Annotated in this window: 11 protein-coding genes; 3 read left to right on the top strand and 8 right to left on the bottom strand. The window is 72.9% G+C overall.

The window, feature by feature from the left end; genetic code table 11:
* Positions 1-34: 34 nt before the first annotated feature.
* Complete coding sequence (locus ACLFMI_RS21220) at positions 35-2,392, top strand: penicillin acylase family protein (RefSeq protein ID WP_410949674.1); 2,358 nt, start codon at positions 35-37, stop codon at positions 2,390-2,392.
* 193 nt (positions 2,393-2,585) lie between these two features.
* Here ACLFMI_RS21220 and ACLFMI_RS21215 read toward each other — a convergent pair whose 3' ends face one another.
* Genes ACLFMI_RS21215 through ACLFMI_RS21205 form a run of 3 tightly spaced genes read right to left on the bottom strand, consistent with a single transcriptional unit; the run spans position 2,586 to position 5,968 of the window.
* Entirely contained in the window at positions 2,586-3,578 is a 993-nt protein-coding gene (locus tag ACLFMI_RS21215) for an LLM class flavin-dependent oxidoreductase (RefSeq protein WP_410949673.1), read from the bottom strand.
* A 12-nt stretch (positions 3,579-3,590) separates the two neighbouring features.
* The gene (locus ACLFMI_RS21210; protein WP_410949672.1) at positions 3,591-5,174 is read right to left on the bottom strand and encodes an acyl-CoA synthetase; all 1,584 of its coding nucleotides are present in this window, start codon (positions 5,172-5,174) and stop codon (positions 3,591-3,593) included.
* Positions 5,174-5,968 (bottom strand): SDR family NAD(P)-dependent oxidoreductase, encoded by a 795-nt coding sequence (locus ACLFMI_RS21205; RefSeq protein ID WP_410949671.1) that lies wholly within the window; start codon positions 5,966-5,968, stop codon positions 5,174-5,176. Before ACLFMI_RS21205 ends, ACLFMI_RS21210 begins: the two co-directional genes overlap by 1 nt.
* Before the next feature lie 153 nt (positions 5,969-6,121).
* Between ACLFMI_RS21205 and ACLFMI_RS21200 the strand changes: the two genes are divergently transcribed.
* Positions 6,122-6,769, top strand: a complete 648-nt coding sequence (locus ACLFMI_RS21200) for a TetR/AcrR family transcriptional regulator (RefSeq protein WP_410949670.1) — start codon at positions 6,122-6,124, stop codon at positions 6,767-6,769.
* Positions 6,770-7,103: 334 nt separating this feature from the next.
* Here ACLFMI_RS21200 and ACLFMI_RS21195 read toward each other — a convergent pair whose 3' ends face one another.
* Positions 7,104-9,146, bottom strand: a complete 2,043-nt coding sequence (locus ACLFMI_RS21195; protein WP_410949669.1) for a fatty acid desaturase — start codon at positions 9,144-9,146, stop codon at positions 7,104-7,106.
* A 104-nt stretch (positions 9,147-9,250) separates the two neighbouring features.
* Between ACLFMI_RS21195 and ACLFMI_RS21190 the strand changes: the two genes are divergently transcribed.
* Positions 9,251-9,862, top strand: a complete 612-nt coding sequence (locus ACLFMI_RS21190) for a TetR/AcrR family transcriptional regulator (RefSeq protein ID WP_410949668.1) — start codon at positions 9,251-9,253, stop codon at positions 9,860-9,862.
* 112 nt (positions 9,863-9,974) lie between these two features.
* Here ACLFMI_RS21190 and ACLFMI_RS21185 read toward each other — a convergent pair whose 3' ends face one another.
* The 4 genes from ACLFMI_RS21185 to ACLFMI_RS21170 form a co-directional block, all read right to left on the bottom strand.
* Positions 9,975-11,258, bottom strand: coding sequence for an NAD(P)/FAD-dependent oxidoreductase (locus tag ACLFMI_RS21185; protein WP_410949667.1), 1,284 nt, complete (start codon positions 11,256-11,258; stop codon positions 9,975-9,977).
* A 37-nt stretch (positions 11,259-11,295) separates the two neighbouring features.
* On the bottom strand, positions 11,296-12,459 hold the full coding sequence (locus ACLFMI_RS21180; RefSeq protein WP_410949666.1) for a PucR family transcriptional regulator: 1,164 nt from the start codon (positions 12,457-12,459) through the stop codon (positions 11,296-11,298).
* Positions 12,460-12,569: 110 nt separating this feature from the next.
* Positions 12,570-13,259 carry a TetR/AcrR family transcriptional regulator gene (locus tag ACLFMI_RS21175; RefSeq protein WP_410949665.1) on the bottom strand — a complete coding sequence of 230 codons (690 nt, stop codon included), beginning with the start codon at positions 13,257-13,259 and terminating at the stop codon, positions 12,570-12,572.
* Positions 13,256-14,998, bottom strand: coding sequence for a class I adenylate-forming enzyme family protein (locus tag ACLFMI_RS21170; protein WP_410949664.1), 1,743 nt, complete (start codon positions 14,996-14,998; stop codon positions 13,256-13,258). The genes ACLFMI_RS21175 and ACLFMI_RS21170 overlap by 4 nt, the downstream gene beginning before the upstream one ends.
* Positions 14,999-15,048 lie beyond the last annotated feature (50 nt).

Genomic DNA, 15,048 nt, shown 5'->3' with positions numbered 1-15,048 from the left:
CACGCCCCAGCACGCACGCTCAGCGAGGAGAGGCATGACCACACTCCCGTCCGACTCCCTTCCCCTGCCGGGACTGCACGGCGAGGTCGAGGTGATCCTCGACCGCTGGGGTGTTCCGCACATCTACGCCACGACCCGGCGCGACGCCTATGTTGCGCAGGGCTTCCAGGCCGCCCGCGACCGGCTGTTCCAGATCGACCTGTGGCGTCGGCGCGGCCTGGGTCGGCTGTCCGAGGTCTTCGGCAGCCGGTTCCTGGCGCAGGACCGGGCGACCCGGCTGTTCCTCTACCGCGACGACATGCGCACCGAGTGGCTCGCCTACGGCACCGCCGTCCGTGACGTCGTCACCGCGTTCGTGACCGGGGTCAACGCCTACGTCGACTGGGCCCTGCAGGCGCCCGACGAGCGGCTCCCGCCGGAGTTCGCCGCCCTCGGCCACGAGCCGGCGCACTGGGAGCCCGAGGACGTCGTCCGCATCCGTACCCACGGCCTGCTCTACAACGCCGAGCAGGAGCTCGCGCGGGCGCTCACCGTCCGCGATCTCGGTGCCGCCGCCGAGGAGCTCCGCTCGGTGCGGGACCCGCACACCGACCTCGCCGTGCCCGACCCCGAGGCGCTGACCCACCTCACCGAGGACGTGCTCGACGTCTACCGGCTGGCCTTCGCCCCCGCCGATTTCACCGGCCTGCCCGGGGCGTCCGCGACGTCGGCGATCCCGACCGGCAGCAACAACTGGGTCGTGTCGCCGGAGCGGTCCGCCACCGGCCGGCCTGTGCTCGCCAACGACCCGCACCGGGCGGTCACGGTGCCGTCGCTGCGCTACCTGACCCACCTCGAGGCGCCCGGGATGAGCGTGATCGGGGCGGGAGAGCCGAACCTGCCGGGTGTCTCGATCGGCCACAACGGACGGGTCGCCTTCGGACTGACGATCTGGCCGGTCGACCACGAGGACCTCTACGTCTACGAGCTCCACCCCGACGACGACAGCCGGTACCGCCACCGTGGCGCGTGGGAGGAGTTCACCGTCGTCGAGGAACGGACCGCGGTCGCGGGCGCCGGCGAGGAGACCCTGCGGCTCACCTACTCGCGGCACGGGCCGGTGGTGCACCTCGACTCAGACGCCCGCGTGGCGGTGGCCGTGCGTGCGGTCTGGCTCGAGCCGGGAATGGCGCCCTACCTGGCGAGCCTGGAGTACCAGGACGCCGACGACGCCGCCGACTTCCGCCGCGCCCTGCGCCGGTGGGGAGCACCCGGGGTGAACCAGCTGTTCGCCACCGCGGACGGTGACATCGGCTGGCAGGGCTGCGGTCTGGTGCCGCGCCGGCCGGGCTGGGACGGCGCACTGCCCGTGCCCGGTGACGGCCGCTTCGAGTGGGACGGGTTCGCCCAGCTCGACGAGCTCCCCGGCGTCGGCAATCCGGAGTCGGGGTGGTGCTCGACCTCGAACGAGGAGAACCTGCCGCCCGGCTTCGACAACGACGCGCTGACGATCACCACCGACTGGTACTCGTCCGCACGGCACGAGCGCCTCACCGGCTGGCTCGACGGGGACGACCCCGTCGACGTCGCGAGCAGCGTCCGGATGCAGGGCGACGCCCTGAACGTGCACGGCAGGCGGCTGCTCGATCGGCTGAGCCCGATCACCGGGCCGATGCCGCACGCGCAGGAATGGGCGGCGCTGCAGGCCTGGGACGGCGTCGAGACGACCGGCTCCCGGCCCGCCCTGATCTTCCAGGTATGGGTCCGGCGGCACCTGCGTCCGTGGCTGGTCGACCGGTGCCTGGAACGTCTCGGGGTCGACGCGGAACGGGCGAAGACGGCCCGCCACCGGCTGATCCGCGCCGACACGCTGTTCTCCGACCTCCGCCCGGACCTGCGCATGCTCGCCATGTTCGATCCGGTCGACCCGGGCGATGCCGAGCGCCTCCGCGCCGGGATCGGCGACACACTCGGCGAGGCGCTGACCGAGCTCGCCGACCTGCTCGGTGGCGATCCGGCGACGTGGACCTGGGGCGCGCTGCACCGCACCGAGCTGCGGCACACGGTCTTCGGGAACGACCCCTCGGCCCCGGAGTCCTGGCGCGCGCTGCCGTCCGTGCCGCGTGCCGGCAGCGGGGACACCGTCGGGCTCTCCGGGCACGACCCGTCGTTCAACGCCGTGATGGGCAGCAGCTTCCGGATCGCCGTCGACGTGGGGGAGTGGGACGCGACCATGGTCCTCAACTCGCCCGGCCAGTCCGGGGATCCGCGGTCGGTGCACTACGCCGATCAGCTCGGTCTCTGGGCCGACGGTGTGGCGTTCCCGCTGGCCTACAGCCGTGCCGCGGTCGAGGCGGTCGCCGAGAGCCGGCTGCGGCTGGTCCCGGGCGCGGACGGCCCGGCGCCGGCCTGAGGTCCGCTGGAGACCGTGTGCACCGACGTGCGGTTGGTGCACACGGTCAGCCGGACCGCGGTGGACGCGTTCGCTCCATCCACGCCGCGAGCTGTGCGCAGCGGCAGAACCCGAGCGCAGCGCCGACCGCGCACGCGGGTTCGGCCGTGGCCAGCAGGGCCGGGGCCGAACCCTCGTGGGTCGGAGGATCCGGCTACGCGGCCTCGACCTTCGGCAGGATCTCCTCCTTCAGGCGCTTGAGGTCGTCGAGCGTCTTCGCGACCGGGACGTCCTGGAACGGCGGCCAGAACATCGGCATCGTCATGCCGGCCTCCTTGTAGGCCTTCAGCCGGTCGGTGATCTGCCCCGCGGTGCCCACCAGGAGGTTGGTGACCTTGCCCTGCGGCGACTGGTCGACCTCTTGGTCGGTGATCACGGTCCAGAGCATGCTGCTGATCTCGAGGTCGTCGACCGAGCGGGTGCTGCCGATCTCGCCGAGCTCGCGCCCGATCTCACCGCGCCACCGGGCGATGTCGTCGGGGGAGTCCTGGATCCCGATCCAGCCCGCGAGGTCGTACTTGCTGATCCGTGTCGCCGCGCGCCGCGGGTCCTTCAGGCCGCTGAAGAAGATCGGCGGACCGGGCTTCTGCAACGGCTTCGCACCGAACCCGCAGCGATCGAAGTCGGCGAACTCACCGTGGTACTCGAAGACGTCGTTGCCCCAGATCCCCTGCATGATCTCGATCGTCTCGCGCACGTGCTTGTTCCGTTTGGGGAAGATGTGCGAGGCGCTCGAGGCCGCGAACTCCTCGGGCATCCACCCGGCTCCGACGCCGACGTTGAGCCGGCCGCCCGAGAGGTGGTCGATGGTGGCCATCTCGGCGGCCAGGACGCCGGGCGAGCGGAACGGGGTGTCGATGATGCTCATGCCGATCCGCACCTTCGACGTCTTCGCCGCCAGCCACGGGATCAGCGGCATGCCCTGCAGCCACTCGCCGCGCGACGACACCGGGAGCCCCTTGGGCATCTCCGGGATCATGCCGAACGAGTACTGCAGCTCCCCGCGGTCCGACGCCTCCGGGACGACGATCCGGTCGAGCGTCCACACGGAGTCGAAGTCGAGGTCCTCGGCGAGGCTGGTGAGGTCCTCCAGTTCGGAGACGGTCACCTTGTCGCGGAAGTTCGGGAGGTAGAGAGCGAGCTTCATGAGTACGGCCTCCTAGCCGTTCTGGAGAGCGGATCGCGCCGCCCCGTGTGACGAGTACGAGGGTTCCAGGAGCTGTTTCCGGATCTCGGTCTTGAGTACCTTGCCGATCTTCGACCGCGGGAGGTCCGCCCAGACCTCGACCTGTTTGGGCGTCTTCACGCTGCCGATGCGGGCCTTGACGAACGACGCCAGCTCGGCCGGATCCAGCGCGCTTCCCGGACGGAGCGCGACGACGGCCGTGAGGCGCTCACCCCACTTGTCGTCGGGCAGGCCGATCACCGCGCAGTCGGCGACGGCGGGGTGGGCCATCAGCGCCTGCTCCACCTCGGAGGAGTAGACGTTGAACCCACCGGTGATGACCATGTCCTTGGCCCGGTCGACGATGAACAGGAAACCGTCGTCGTCGAGGTAGCCGATGTCGCCGGTGTGGTGCCAGCCGTGCGCGGAGACCTCCGTGGTGGCCGCCTCGTCGTCGAGGTAGCCGCGCATGACCAGGGAGCCGCGCACGACGATCTCCCCGCGCTCGCCGCGGCCGAGCAGCCGGCCGTCGTCGGCCATGATGGCGAGCCGCACCAGTGGTGACGGCCTCCCGGCCGAGGAGAGCCGCCCGCGGGCGATGGAGCCCTCGGCGTCGAAGTGGTCGGCCGGGGCCATCGTCGAGATCATCATGGGCGCCTCGGTCTGCCCGAAGAGCTGGGCCATCACCGGCCCGATCCGGGTGAGCGCCTCCTCCAGCCGGGTCACCGACATCGGTGCGGCGCCGTACCAGAAGCACTGCAGCGACGACAGGTCCCGCCCGTCGAGCGACGGGTGGTCGAGCACCATGTAGATGAGCGTCGGCGGCAGGAACGTGTGGGTCACCCGATGCGCTTCGACGCGGTCCAGGAAGCCACCGACGTCGGGGCTGCGCATGACCACGATCGAGCCGCCTCGGCACAGCACCGGGAAGCACAGGACCCCGGCGGCGTGGGTGAGCGGGGCCAGCGCCAGGTAGACCGGGCGCCCGCCGTCCGGTGGCCACGGGTAGCTCATCAGCGTGATCGCCGTCATCGTCTCGATGTTCGTGCCGGTCAGCACCACGCCCTTGGGCCGGCCGGTGGTGCCGCCGGTTCCGACGATCATCGCGACGTCGTCCGGGCAGTGCCGGTCGACCGGCTCGGTCCCGGTGGCGAGGAAGGCCTCCCACCCGGTGGCCCACGGCAGGTCGGCATCGAGACAGACCAGGGTCCGCAGCTGCGGCAGCTCGGCGCGGATCGCGTCCACCAGCGGCGCGAACGACGACTGGAAGACCAGGACCGAGCAGCCGAACAGCTCCAGCAGCTCGCGGTTCTCCGCGGCTTCGTTCCGCGGGTTGATCGGGCACCACACGGCGCCGGCCCGGCTGATCCCGAAGACGCAGGTGAACGCCGTCGGGTCGTTCGCCGAGAGGATCGCGACCCGGTCACCCGGCTCGACGCCGTTCGCGGCCAGTGCGGCGGCGACCCGGCCGCCGAGGTCCCGCACCTCGGCGTAGGTCGCCACCTCGCCGTCGCAGACCAGGCACGGCGCGCCGGGATCGAGCGAGGCCCCCTTGTCGAGGTAGTCGGTCAGGCGCATCACATTCCCATGCCGCCGTCGACGGACAGCCCGGCGCCGTTGACGAAGCGCGACGCGTCGGAGGCGAGGAAGGCCACCGCGTCCGCGATGTCGGAGACCTCGCCGAGCCGGCCCGACGGGGTCAGCTCCACCACGGCGCCGACGGCGGCCTCCGGGCTCTCGAACAGGCCGAGGCCGGCGGTCTCCACCGCGAGCTTCTGGCCCATCGCGGTCGGGATCAGGCCGGGGTAGAGGCAGTTGACGCGGACGCCGTAGCCGAGCTTGCCGGACTCCATCGCCGCGACCCGGGTGAGCCGGTCGATGGCCGACTTGGTGGCCGAGTAGCCGCCGATCGCCGGGAAGGCGATCGTCGCGGCGACCGAGGCGACGTTGATGACGGTCCCGCCCTGCCCGGCCGACCCGCCCGGGCGCATCGTCCGGAAGGCGTGCTTGATGCCGAGCATGGTGCCCACCACGTTCACGTCCAGCATCCGGCGCATGTCGTCGGGCTCGGTGTCGGCCAGCAGCTGCGTGACCTCGAGGCCGGCGTTGTTGACGACCACGTCCAGCCCGCCGAACCGCTCGACGGTGGACGCGACGGCGGCCTCCCACGACGCGTCGTCGGTGACGTCGAGGTGGACGAAGCCGTGCTGCGCACCGAGCGTCTCGGCGAGCTTGGTCCCGAGATCGTCCTGGATGTCGGCGACGACGACCCGCGCGCCCGCGTCGGCCAGCGCGCGGGCCATCCCCTCGCCGAGTCCCTGCGCGCCCCCGGTGACGAGCGCGGTGCGTCCGGTCAGGTCGATCTGAGTCACTGGCACTCCTTCATCGGCGGTGATGGTCGGCACACCATCGCGGGTCCCTGACCGACTGTCAAGATTTCACTGACCGACTGTCAAGATTTTCGTGACCGGCTGTCACGAGGATGGGTTACCGTGAGGGCCTGCCGGCGGAAGAAGGGACGTGGCATGGCGCGGGCCAACCCGATCGACAAGCACGACGAGCGCCGGCGCGCGCTCGCCGACTCGGCGCTGCGCACCCTCGGCGAGCTCGGCTACGCCCGCTCGTCGCTGCGCGAGATCGCGAACAACTCGCCGTTCAGTCACGGGGTCGTCCACTACTACTTCAGCGACAAGCTCGAGCTGATCGTCTACGGCGTCCGGCAGTACAAGGCCGTGTGCGTCACCCGCTACGACGGTGTCGTCGCCAGCGCGACGACGGCCGACGGGCTGGTGTCGGCGTTCGCCGACAAGCTGTGCGAGACGATCGTCGACGAGGCGCCGATGCACCGGCTCTGGTACGACCTGCGGTCGCAGAGCATGTTCGAGGAGAGCCTGCGCGAGGCGGTCCAGCAGATCGACCACACGCTCGAGGACATGGTCTGGCGGGTCCTCACCCGCGTCGCCGACCTGGCCGGGACCGACGTGGCGCTGAGCTCGCACACCGTCTACGGCATGTTCGACGGCGTCTTCCAGCAGGCGCTGCTGCGTTACGTGTCCGGGCAGGAACGGGAGGCGCTCGACGACCTCCGCTCCGAGGTGCGCGCGCTCCTGCCGCTCACCCTCCGTCCGGGCGCGGCCGTCGCGCCGCCTGCCGAGGTGGGGTCGACGCCGTGAGCCGGCACCGTCGGATCATTCGGTCCGCGGTGTGTCCCGCTCCGCCGCGCCCCGTCCCTCGTCGCGGATGACCGGGCGGCCGGCCATCATCTCGGCCTTGTTCGCCCGGTGGTGCTTCTGGGCACCACGGGGCAGGCCCGAGCTCTCGGCGGTCCGCTCCGAGGTCGCCCCCGGTAGCCGTGGCGGACGACCGCGGTGACGGCGGTTGCGCCGCGGTCTCGTGGCGGGCGGATCGGTGTAGTCCGCAGTCCGGTCGCGCGGGGCCGGGACGGCGGGTCCCCGGCCGCCGCCGGAGGCGCGGGGCGGCCGGTGCCCGCCGCCGGGCCGGCGCGCCTCACCGGTCGAAGTCGACGGCGACGGCCGGGCTGGTCGGGCGGGACTGGCAGGTCAGGACGGCCCCGGCCCGCACCTCGTCGTCGCCCAACGCGTAGTTCTGCTGCATGTGGACGGTCCCCTCGGTGACGGTCGCACGACAGGTCCCGCAGATCCCACCGGTGCACAGGTAGGGCACGTCGATGCCGGCGTCGAGCGTCGCCTCGAGGATGGACGCGGTGCCCTCGGTGCGGACCGCCGCCCGGGTCCCGCGGACGGTGACCTCGACCGTGGCGGGGACGGTGTCGGCGAGCGCGACGTCGTCGACCTGGTCCTCCGGGGCCACGAACAGCTCGCGCCGGACCCGCTCGGCGGGGACCTCGTGCTCGTCGAGGACGGCCTGCGTCCGGTCGAGCATCTCCGGCGGTCCGCAGAGGAGCCATTCGGCTCCCTGCAGGCGCGGGTCGTGCAGGTGCTCGCGCAGCTGCCGGGCGTCGAGGCGCCCGTGCCGGACCTCCTCGTGCTCGGTCGTCGTCGTCCCGGCGTCGGGTGCCGGCCGGGAGTGGTGGTGGACGATCGTCAGCCGGCCCTCGAACCGGCGGGTGAGCATGGCCAGCTCGTCGGCGAACATCGTCGACGCCGCGTCGCGGTTGGCGTAGAGCAACGTCGCCCGGCTGCCCGGTTCGGCGTCGAGGACGCTCGCGAGGATGGAGATCACCGGGGTGATCCCGCTGCCGGCGGCGACGGCGGCGAGGTGGCGACGGGCGCCCGGTTGCGGGGTGAGGGTGAACCAGCCGCTCGGGGGAGCGACCTCCAGCTCGTCACCGGCCGCGAGACGGGTGGTGGCCCAGGTCGAGAAGCGGCCGCCGGCGCAGTGGCGGACCGCCACCCGCAGCACCCCGGAACCGGCGGCGGTGCAGATCGAGTAGTTGCGCCGGACCGTCTCGCCGTCGATCTCGGCCGCGACGACCACGTTCTGCCCCGGTGCGAAGCGGTACGCCTCGCGCAGCTCGTCCGGCACGTCGAAAGTGATCGAGATCGAGTCGGGGGTGAGCCGGCGGAGGTCGGCGACGCGCAGCCGGTGCGGGCGGTGGGGGAGGTTGGCATCGCGGTCGAGGTGGTCGGTGAGCCGGCGCCACGCGCGGTACTCGGCGGGCGAGAGCTCGGTGCCCCACGCCGTCGAGATCGGGACGTCGCGATCGAGGAAGTCCGATTCGGTGCGCCGCCACACCTGCACGTAGCGGTAGAACGGGATCGTCGGGTGGATGTGATGCACCAGGTGGTAGTTCTGGTACAGCATCAGCGGGGTCATCACCCGCTCCCATCCGACCCGGATCCGGGTGGCCCGGAACCGGTTCGACGCCGCGGTGGCGCCGAGCTCGTGGTGCGGCAGCCAGTCGAACCACCAGGCGAGCACGGTGGTGCCGAGGCGCTGTGGGATCAGGTAGATCGTCAGCAGCTCCCAGCCGTGACCGCTTAGCACGAGCGCGGTGAACACGGTCGAGACCGCGAGCGCGACACCGACCTGCTCGAGCACCTCCGCCCGCGGGCGACGGTGCATCAGCGGGATGTAGAAGCGGAAGTACCACAGGTCCTGGGTCAGCCACCGCAACGGCAGCTGCCACGGCGGTCCGGCCTCCGACCAGCTGTCCGGATCGGTGTAATAGTCCTCGTTGGTGTTGCGGTGGTGTTCGATGTGGACGAACCGGAACGTCGGGAACGACGCCCAGGCCGCGACGAACACCGCGGAGAGCCTGCCGAGGAGCTCGTTGACCCACCGGAGCCGGCCGGCGGCGAGGTGCGCGGTCTCGTGCAGCACGGTGAACATCAGGAACGTCACCGCGGCGTGCACCGGGATCGTCAGCAGCAGCCACCACGCACTCGTCTCGGCGAGCGCCAACCAGGTCGCCGCGACCCACAGCAGCAGCGACACGACGAACAGCGCCACCGTCGGGTGCGCCACCGTGGGCATCGGCACCCGGGGATCGGGGACGCCTCGGCGGATCGCCCGGGACTCCTCCTCGCTCAGCACCCGCCGCTCGTCCGCGGGCTCGGTCGTCGTCATCGACGCCTCCAGGAGACGGGGAACCGGAGCGCTCACGATCGTTGACAAACGAAGACCGTTTGTCAACTGGGGCGACGATCGTCCTCTGGATGTAGTCTCGGCACGTGGCGGAGCCCGCATCTTTCCGGGAGGACGTGCGCGCGTTGCTGCGCGACCGCGCGCTGGACGCCGCGCGGGAGATCACCGCGACCGAGGGGTGGTCGGCGCTGACGATGGGCGCCGTCGCCACCCGGGTCGGCATCAGCCGTCAGCACCTCTACAACGAGCTCGGGACCAAGCAGGCCCTCGGCGCCGCGATGGTGAACCGGGAGACCGCGCTGTTCCTGGAGGGGATCCTCGCGCGGCTGCGCGAGCACCCGGCCGACCCCGTCGAGGGGGTCGTCGCGGCGGTCGGGCACGCACTCGTCGACGGCTCCACGAACGCGCTGCTCACGGCGATCCTCGCGGCGGACGGCGCGGGCGGCGAGAGCCTGCTGCCGCTGCTCACCGCCCGCCCGAACGCCGTGCTCGGCTGGGCGAGCGAGCGGATCACCACGGCGATGACCGAGCTGTACGCCAGTCGCGCCGGTTCCGCCGAGGACCTCCGGGCGTGCGTCGACGGGATCGTGCGGCTCGTCCTGAGCCACCTCACCCAGCCGTCGGTGCCGCCCGAGGTCGCCGTCACGCAGGTGCGGTGGCTGGTTCACGGGCTGCTCGGCGCGACCGCCGCCCCCTGATCCCGCCGGTGCGTCCTGCTTGCAGCACAGGGTGGGTGTGCCTCGCACAGGACCGGACTCGTGCGGTGCACACCGGACCTGTGCGGCGCGCGGGAGCCGTGGAGCCGCGGCTTCAGCGCAGCGGATCGAAGCTGCGCAGCACGGGGTCGGTCTCGCCGTGCAGGATCTGGCGCGCGAGCAGACGCCCGGTGAGCGGGCCGAGCGCGACGCCCCACATGCCGTGTCCGCCGGCCACGTGCACGCCCGGGGTGCGGGTGCGCCCGACGAGCGGGAGGCCGTCGGTGGTGCAGGGCCGTGAGCCGACCCACTCGTCGCGGCGGGCGGCGAAGTCGACACCGGTGAACATCGGCCCCGCGGCCTCGGCGATCGCGTCGACGCGGCGGGGGTCGAGCGGGGCGTCGGGGTCGCGGAACTCCATCATCCCGGCGACGCGCAGGCCGTCCTCGGGCCCGCCGAGCGGGGTGCAGGCCACTCGCTGGGTGGGGAAGTAGATCGGGTTGCGCGGGGTGGAGTCGGGCCGGACGGTGAAGCTGTAGCCACGGCCGGCCTGGACCAGCCGCCGGACGCCGTGGCGGCGGGCGAGGTGGTTCAGCCAGGCCCCGTTGGCCAGCACGACGTGGTCGGCCTCGAGCGCGTCGCCGTCGGTGAACCGGACGCGGGGCCGGCCGGCGTCGCCGTCGATCCCGGCCACGTCCCGGCCGGTGACGATCTCGGCGCCGGCGGTCTTGGCGGCGTCGGCGAGGGAGTGCACGAACCGGCCCGGGTTGATGAACCGCTGCCCGTCGATGCGCAGGCCGCAGCGCACGCCGGGGCCGAGCGCCGGTTCGAGCTCGTGCACCGCGGCGTCGTCGAGCGGGGTGTAGTCGGTGTGGCCGCCGTCGGTGTTGACCCGGCGGAACTCGGCGAGCAGGCCCTCGCGGTCGGCCTCGGTGGCGAACGCGGCGAGCATCGGCGACGCCGGCTTGATCGGCTCCTCGACCCCGGCGTCGGTCGCCTCGGCCAGCTCGTCATAGGCGGTCAGCGCGGAGGCGTTGGCGGCGATGAACACCTGCAGCGCCTGTCGCCACTTCTTCTCGGTGCAGTGCCGGGCGAACCCGGCCAGGAAGCCGAGCAGCTTCGGGTCCAGCCGCGGCGGGACGTAGACCGGCGACTTCGGGCTGAGCAGCGCCCGGATCCCGGTCGCGAGGATCGCGGGTTCGGGAAGCGGCAGGGTCAGGGCCGGAGCGAGCCAGCCCGCGTTGCCCCACGACGACCCGGCGGCGATCTCACGCCGCTCCACGACCGAGACCTCCGCGCCACCGCGCGCCAGGTGCCAGGCGGTGGCGAGGCCGACGATGCCGCCACCCACCACGACGATCCGCTGAGTGCCCATGCAGGGAAGTGTGCTCGTGATCACCGCCCGCGACTGTGGTGTTTCGGCCACGACGCGAAGGTCAGGGTTGTGGGATCCCACAACCCTCGTCGGAGCGTCGGGCGGCCAGGTGGGCCATCAGCGCGAGCCGGGTGGCCGGGTCGTCGGGATCGACCTCGCACGCCTCCCGGATCCGGTGCAGGCGGTTGCGGACGGTATTGGGGTGCACGCAGAGGATCTCCGCCGCGCGCGCGACGCTGCCCGCGGCGGAGAGGTAGGCGTCGACCGTGGGCACGAGTTCGGTCCGGTGCTCGGTGTCGTGGCGTTCGAGCCGTAGCAGGGGACTCGCGTCGGCGTGGGTGTCGAGGAAGCTGCGGACCCGGTCGACGAGCACGTCGGCGAACACGTCGCGGAGATCGGCCACCCGGGTGCCGGGCCTGCGCCGGAGCAGGACCGTGACCACCTCGGTGGCGGTGGCCGCCGATCGGGGCAGCTCGTGGGCCGGTACCGCGTCGCCGATGCCCGCCACGAACGCCGACCGGCCGGCCACCCGCTCCACGAAGTCGGTGAGGATCCGACGCCCCGAGGACGCGGCGAGCACGCAGAACAGGGTGTCGTCGTGGACCGCGCACACCGACCGCGGAGCCACGGCGTTCAGGTGCAGGGTCAGCGCGCTCGCCACCCGCTCGAGCTGGTCGGGGGCGCTGCCGCGGATCGCGACCGCCACCAGCGGCCCGGGCAGCGCCGCCTCCCCAGCCTCTCGGACGGCGGCCTCACCCCCGGAGAGCAGCCTGTCGAGCCGATCGGCCCGTGCGCGGTGGGCGTCGTCCGACTCCCGGCGCGCCTTCCGGATGTGCTGCGCGACGGCAGGCGCCGCCGCGCGCAGTGCCGCTTCCTGCTGCGGGGTCGGTGCGCCCTCGGTGACCGCCCAGATCGAGCCGAGCAGCTCGCCGGCACCGCGCACGGCGATCACGGCCCGGGGTCGCATCTCCAGCTCGGACAGCTCCACGACGACCACGTCGTCCGAGGTGCGGAGCCGGTCGAAGACCCCGACCCGGTCCAGGGCGCGGCGCACCTGCATGGGGACCTGACGGTTGAGGATGGTGTCGACCCGTGTCCGGTCCGCGCCGGCGTGGTCGCCCGCGTACGCGACGACCACGGTGTCCGGGTCCTCGATGGTGATCGGGCAGCCGAGCAGCTCGGCCAGGTCGCGCGCCAGCCCGAACAGGTCGCTCTCGCCGGACATGGGCCTCCACTGGAACGATGCGGAGCGGACGCCGGGGTGCTGCGCAGGCCGATGCCCGGGCGGCCGACGGCACCTCCGGATCCTGCCACGGCGTGCGGAGCAGGTCGCGCCTAGGTCGCCTCGCGCTGCGCGAGCACCCGCCTGGTCTGCTCGGACACCGGCGCACCCAGCACGGCGGTGAGCAGGTCGACGAGGTAGTGGGTGAACAGGGTGTCGTCGGCGCGCGGCGCGTCCCGGGCCCGCCGGCTCAGCTCCAGGTGAGCGAAGCGGATCGCGGCCATCCGGCGGTGCAGCGGTGGACCGACCGCTTCGGGAGGGAGCAGCGGTGCCACCAGGTCGACCCAGCGGACCAGGCTGCGGTCGGGATCGCGCAGCACCCGCATCGCCGGTGAGTCGTCGGTGAGGGTGCGATCGGGCCGTCCCAGCAGCTCGGCGGCGATCTGCAGATAAGCGCGGCCACCGTCCGGATCGGACAGTTTCGCGATCAGCGGCAGGACCAGGGCGGCGGCCAGCTCCCGCAGGTCCGCACGGCCGGCCAGCTCGTACTGGTCGAGTAGCGCGTGCCGGCGCTGCCCGACCTCGCGCAGGTGCGGCTCGAGCACCTCGCGCAGCAGGCCGTCCCGGTCGGTGAAGTGGTACTGCAACGCGGTGGTGTTGCGCTGTCCGGCGACGCGGGTGATCTCGCGCAGGGACACCACCTCGACCCCGTGCTCGGCGAACAGCCGGCCTGCGGCCTCGATCAGGGCCGCCCGGGCGTCGGTGCGGGGCTCGGCGTCGCCCCGCACCCGGCCGGGTGTCACGGCCGCCCGTCCGGGACGCCGGTCTGCACGTACTCCGCCCGCAGCCGGTGCTTGAGGACCTTCCCGGCGGCATTGCGCGGGAGCTCCGCCTCCTGCGCCCAGAGCCGGACCGGGATCTTGAACCGGGCGATCCGGCCGGTCAGGAACTCACGCAGACCGGCCTCGTCCAGCGACCCGCCCGGCGTCAGCTGCACCACGACCCCGACCTGCTCGCCGAGCGCCTCGTCCGGGATCCCGAGCACTGCGCAGTCGGCGACCTCCGGGTGTTCGTGTACGGCGGCCTCCAACTCGGCGCAGTAGACGTTCTCGCCGCCCCGGATCAGCATGTCCTTGGCCCGGTCGACGACGTAGACGAAACCGTCGTCGTCGACCCGGGCCAGGTCGCCGCTGTGCAGCCAGCCGTCGGTGATCGCCTCCGCGGTCGCGTCCGGGCGGTTCCAGTAGCCGGTGACCACGTTCGCCCCACGGATCCACAGCTCGCCGACCCGTCCGGCCGGCAGGTCCGCGCCGGTGCCGGGGTCGACCACCCGCAGGTCGCAGATCGCCACCGGCTGCCCGACGCTGTCCGGCCGCTCCAGATAGTCGACCCCGCGGTTGGCCGTGGTCATCGAGGAGGTCTCGGTGAGGCCGTAGCCGTTGGCCGGTACCGCACCGGGCAGCCGCCGCGACGTCCGCGACACCAGTGCGGGCGCGGCGGGTGCCCCACCGCTGCCGACCGAGGTCAGGCTGGAGGTGTCCCGGCGGTCGAGGTCCGGGTGCGCGAGGAGTTGCTGCAGCATCGCCGGAACGCCGGTCAGCGTGGTGACCCGCTCGCGCTCGATGAGCTCCAGCGCGGCACCGGGATCCCACTTGTGCATCAGCACCAGGGTGGCCCCGGTGTGCACGGCCCCGAGCAGCACCGAGTGGCAGCCCGTCCCGTGGAACAGCGGGACGGTCACCAGGGCGACCCCGGGCGGCGCGGGCGCGGCCAGGTCGTCGAGGGTCCCGCCGCCGCGCAGCAGTGCCCGGGCCGCCGAGTAGGCGAGGCTGGTGACGTTGCCGCAGATGTTGCGGTGGGTGCCGAACGCGCCCTTCGGCGTGCCGGTCGTCCCGGAGGTGTAGAAGATCGTCGCGGGGTCGTCGGGGACGAGCGGGACCTCCGGCAGCTCGTCGGCCGGGGCGATCCCGCCGAGGTCGCGCACCCCGGTGGGGAGCGGCCCGCCCGGCCGTGCCACCAGCGCGCCGATCCCGAGCCGGGGCAGCACGCCGTGCAGCCGGTCGAGGCGCTCCCGGTCGGCGATCAGTACCCGGGCGCCCGAGTCGCGCAGCCCGAACTCCAGCTCGGACGCCTCCCACCAGGCGTTCAGCGGGACGACGACGGCACCGGCCGCGGCGGCGGCGAAGAACGCGACCGGCCACTCCGGCAGGTTGCGCATCGCGATCGCCACCCGATCGCCCTTCCGGACCCGGTGGGTGTCGACCAGCTCCCGGGCCAGGCCGGCGACCCGCCGGTAGACCTCCGCATAGGACAGTCGCTCCGGGGCTCCGGTGGGCCCCGGAGTGTGCACCAGGAAGTCCCGGTCCGCGTACACCCGGGCGTTCTCGATCATCGCCCGGAGCGTGGGCGGGGCGTTGCGCCAGGCCCGTACCCGGGTTCCGGCGTTCCCCAGCTCGACCGTCTCGAACGGGGCACCGGGGGCCGTCAACGCGGCCCGTACCTCGTCGTGTCCCCGGGTCGGCAGTGTGCCGCGCTGCTGCACCTGACACCTCCGTCGGCGGTCGGACCCGCACCCGGCGGGCCGGGCGTCGA

Source organism: Pseudonocardia nantongensis, from assembly GCF_046546495.1.
In the GTDB taxonomy this organism is placed as follows: domain Bacteria; phylum Actinomycetota; class Actinomycetes; order Mycobacteriales; family Pseudonocardiaceae; genus Pseudonocardia; species Pseudonocardia nantongensis.
The sequence above is the reverse complement of the archived record's forward strand: the minus strand, read 5'-3'. Positions and strand labels throughout refer to the sequence as shown.

Coding starts and splice junctions, on each gene's coding strand:
- ACLFMI_RS21220 (WP_410949674.1), top strand. CDS start 35: ATGACCACACTCCCGTCCGACTCCCTTCCCCTGCCGGGACTGCACGGC.
- ACLFMI_RS21215 (WP_410949673.1), bottom strand. CDS start 3,578: ATGAAGCTCGCTCTCTACCTCCCGAACTTCCGCGACAAGGTGACCGTC.
- ACLFMI_RS21210 (WP_410949672.1), bottom strand. CDS start 5,174: ATGCGCCTGACCGACTACCTCGACAAGGGGGCCTCGCTCGATCCCGGC.
- ACLFMI_RS21200 (WP_410949670.1), top strand. CDS start 6,122: ATGGCGCGGGCCAACCCGATCGACAAGCACGACGAGCGCCGGCGCGCG.
- ACLFMI_RS21195 (WP_410949669.1), bottom strand. CDS start 9,146: ATGACGACGACCGAGCCCGCGGACGAGCGGCGGGTGCTGAGCGAGGAG.
- ACLFMI_RS21180 (WP_410949666.1), bottom strand. CDS start 12,459: ATGTCCGGCGAGAGCGACCTGTTCGGGCTGGCGCGCGACCTGGCCGAG.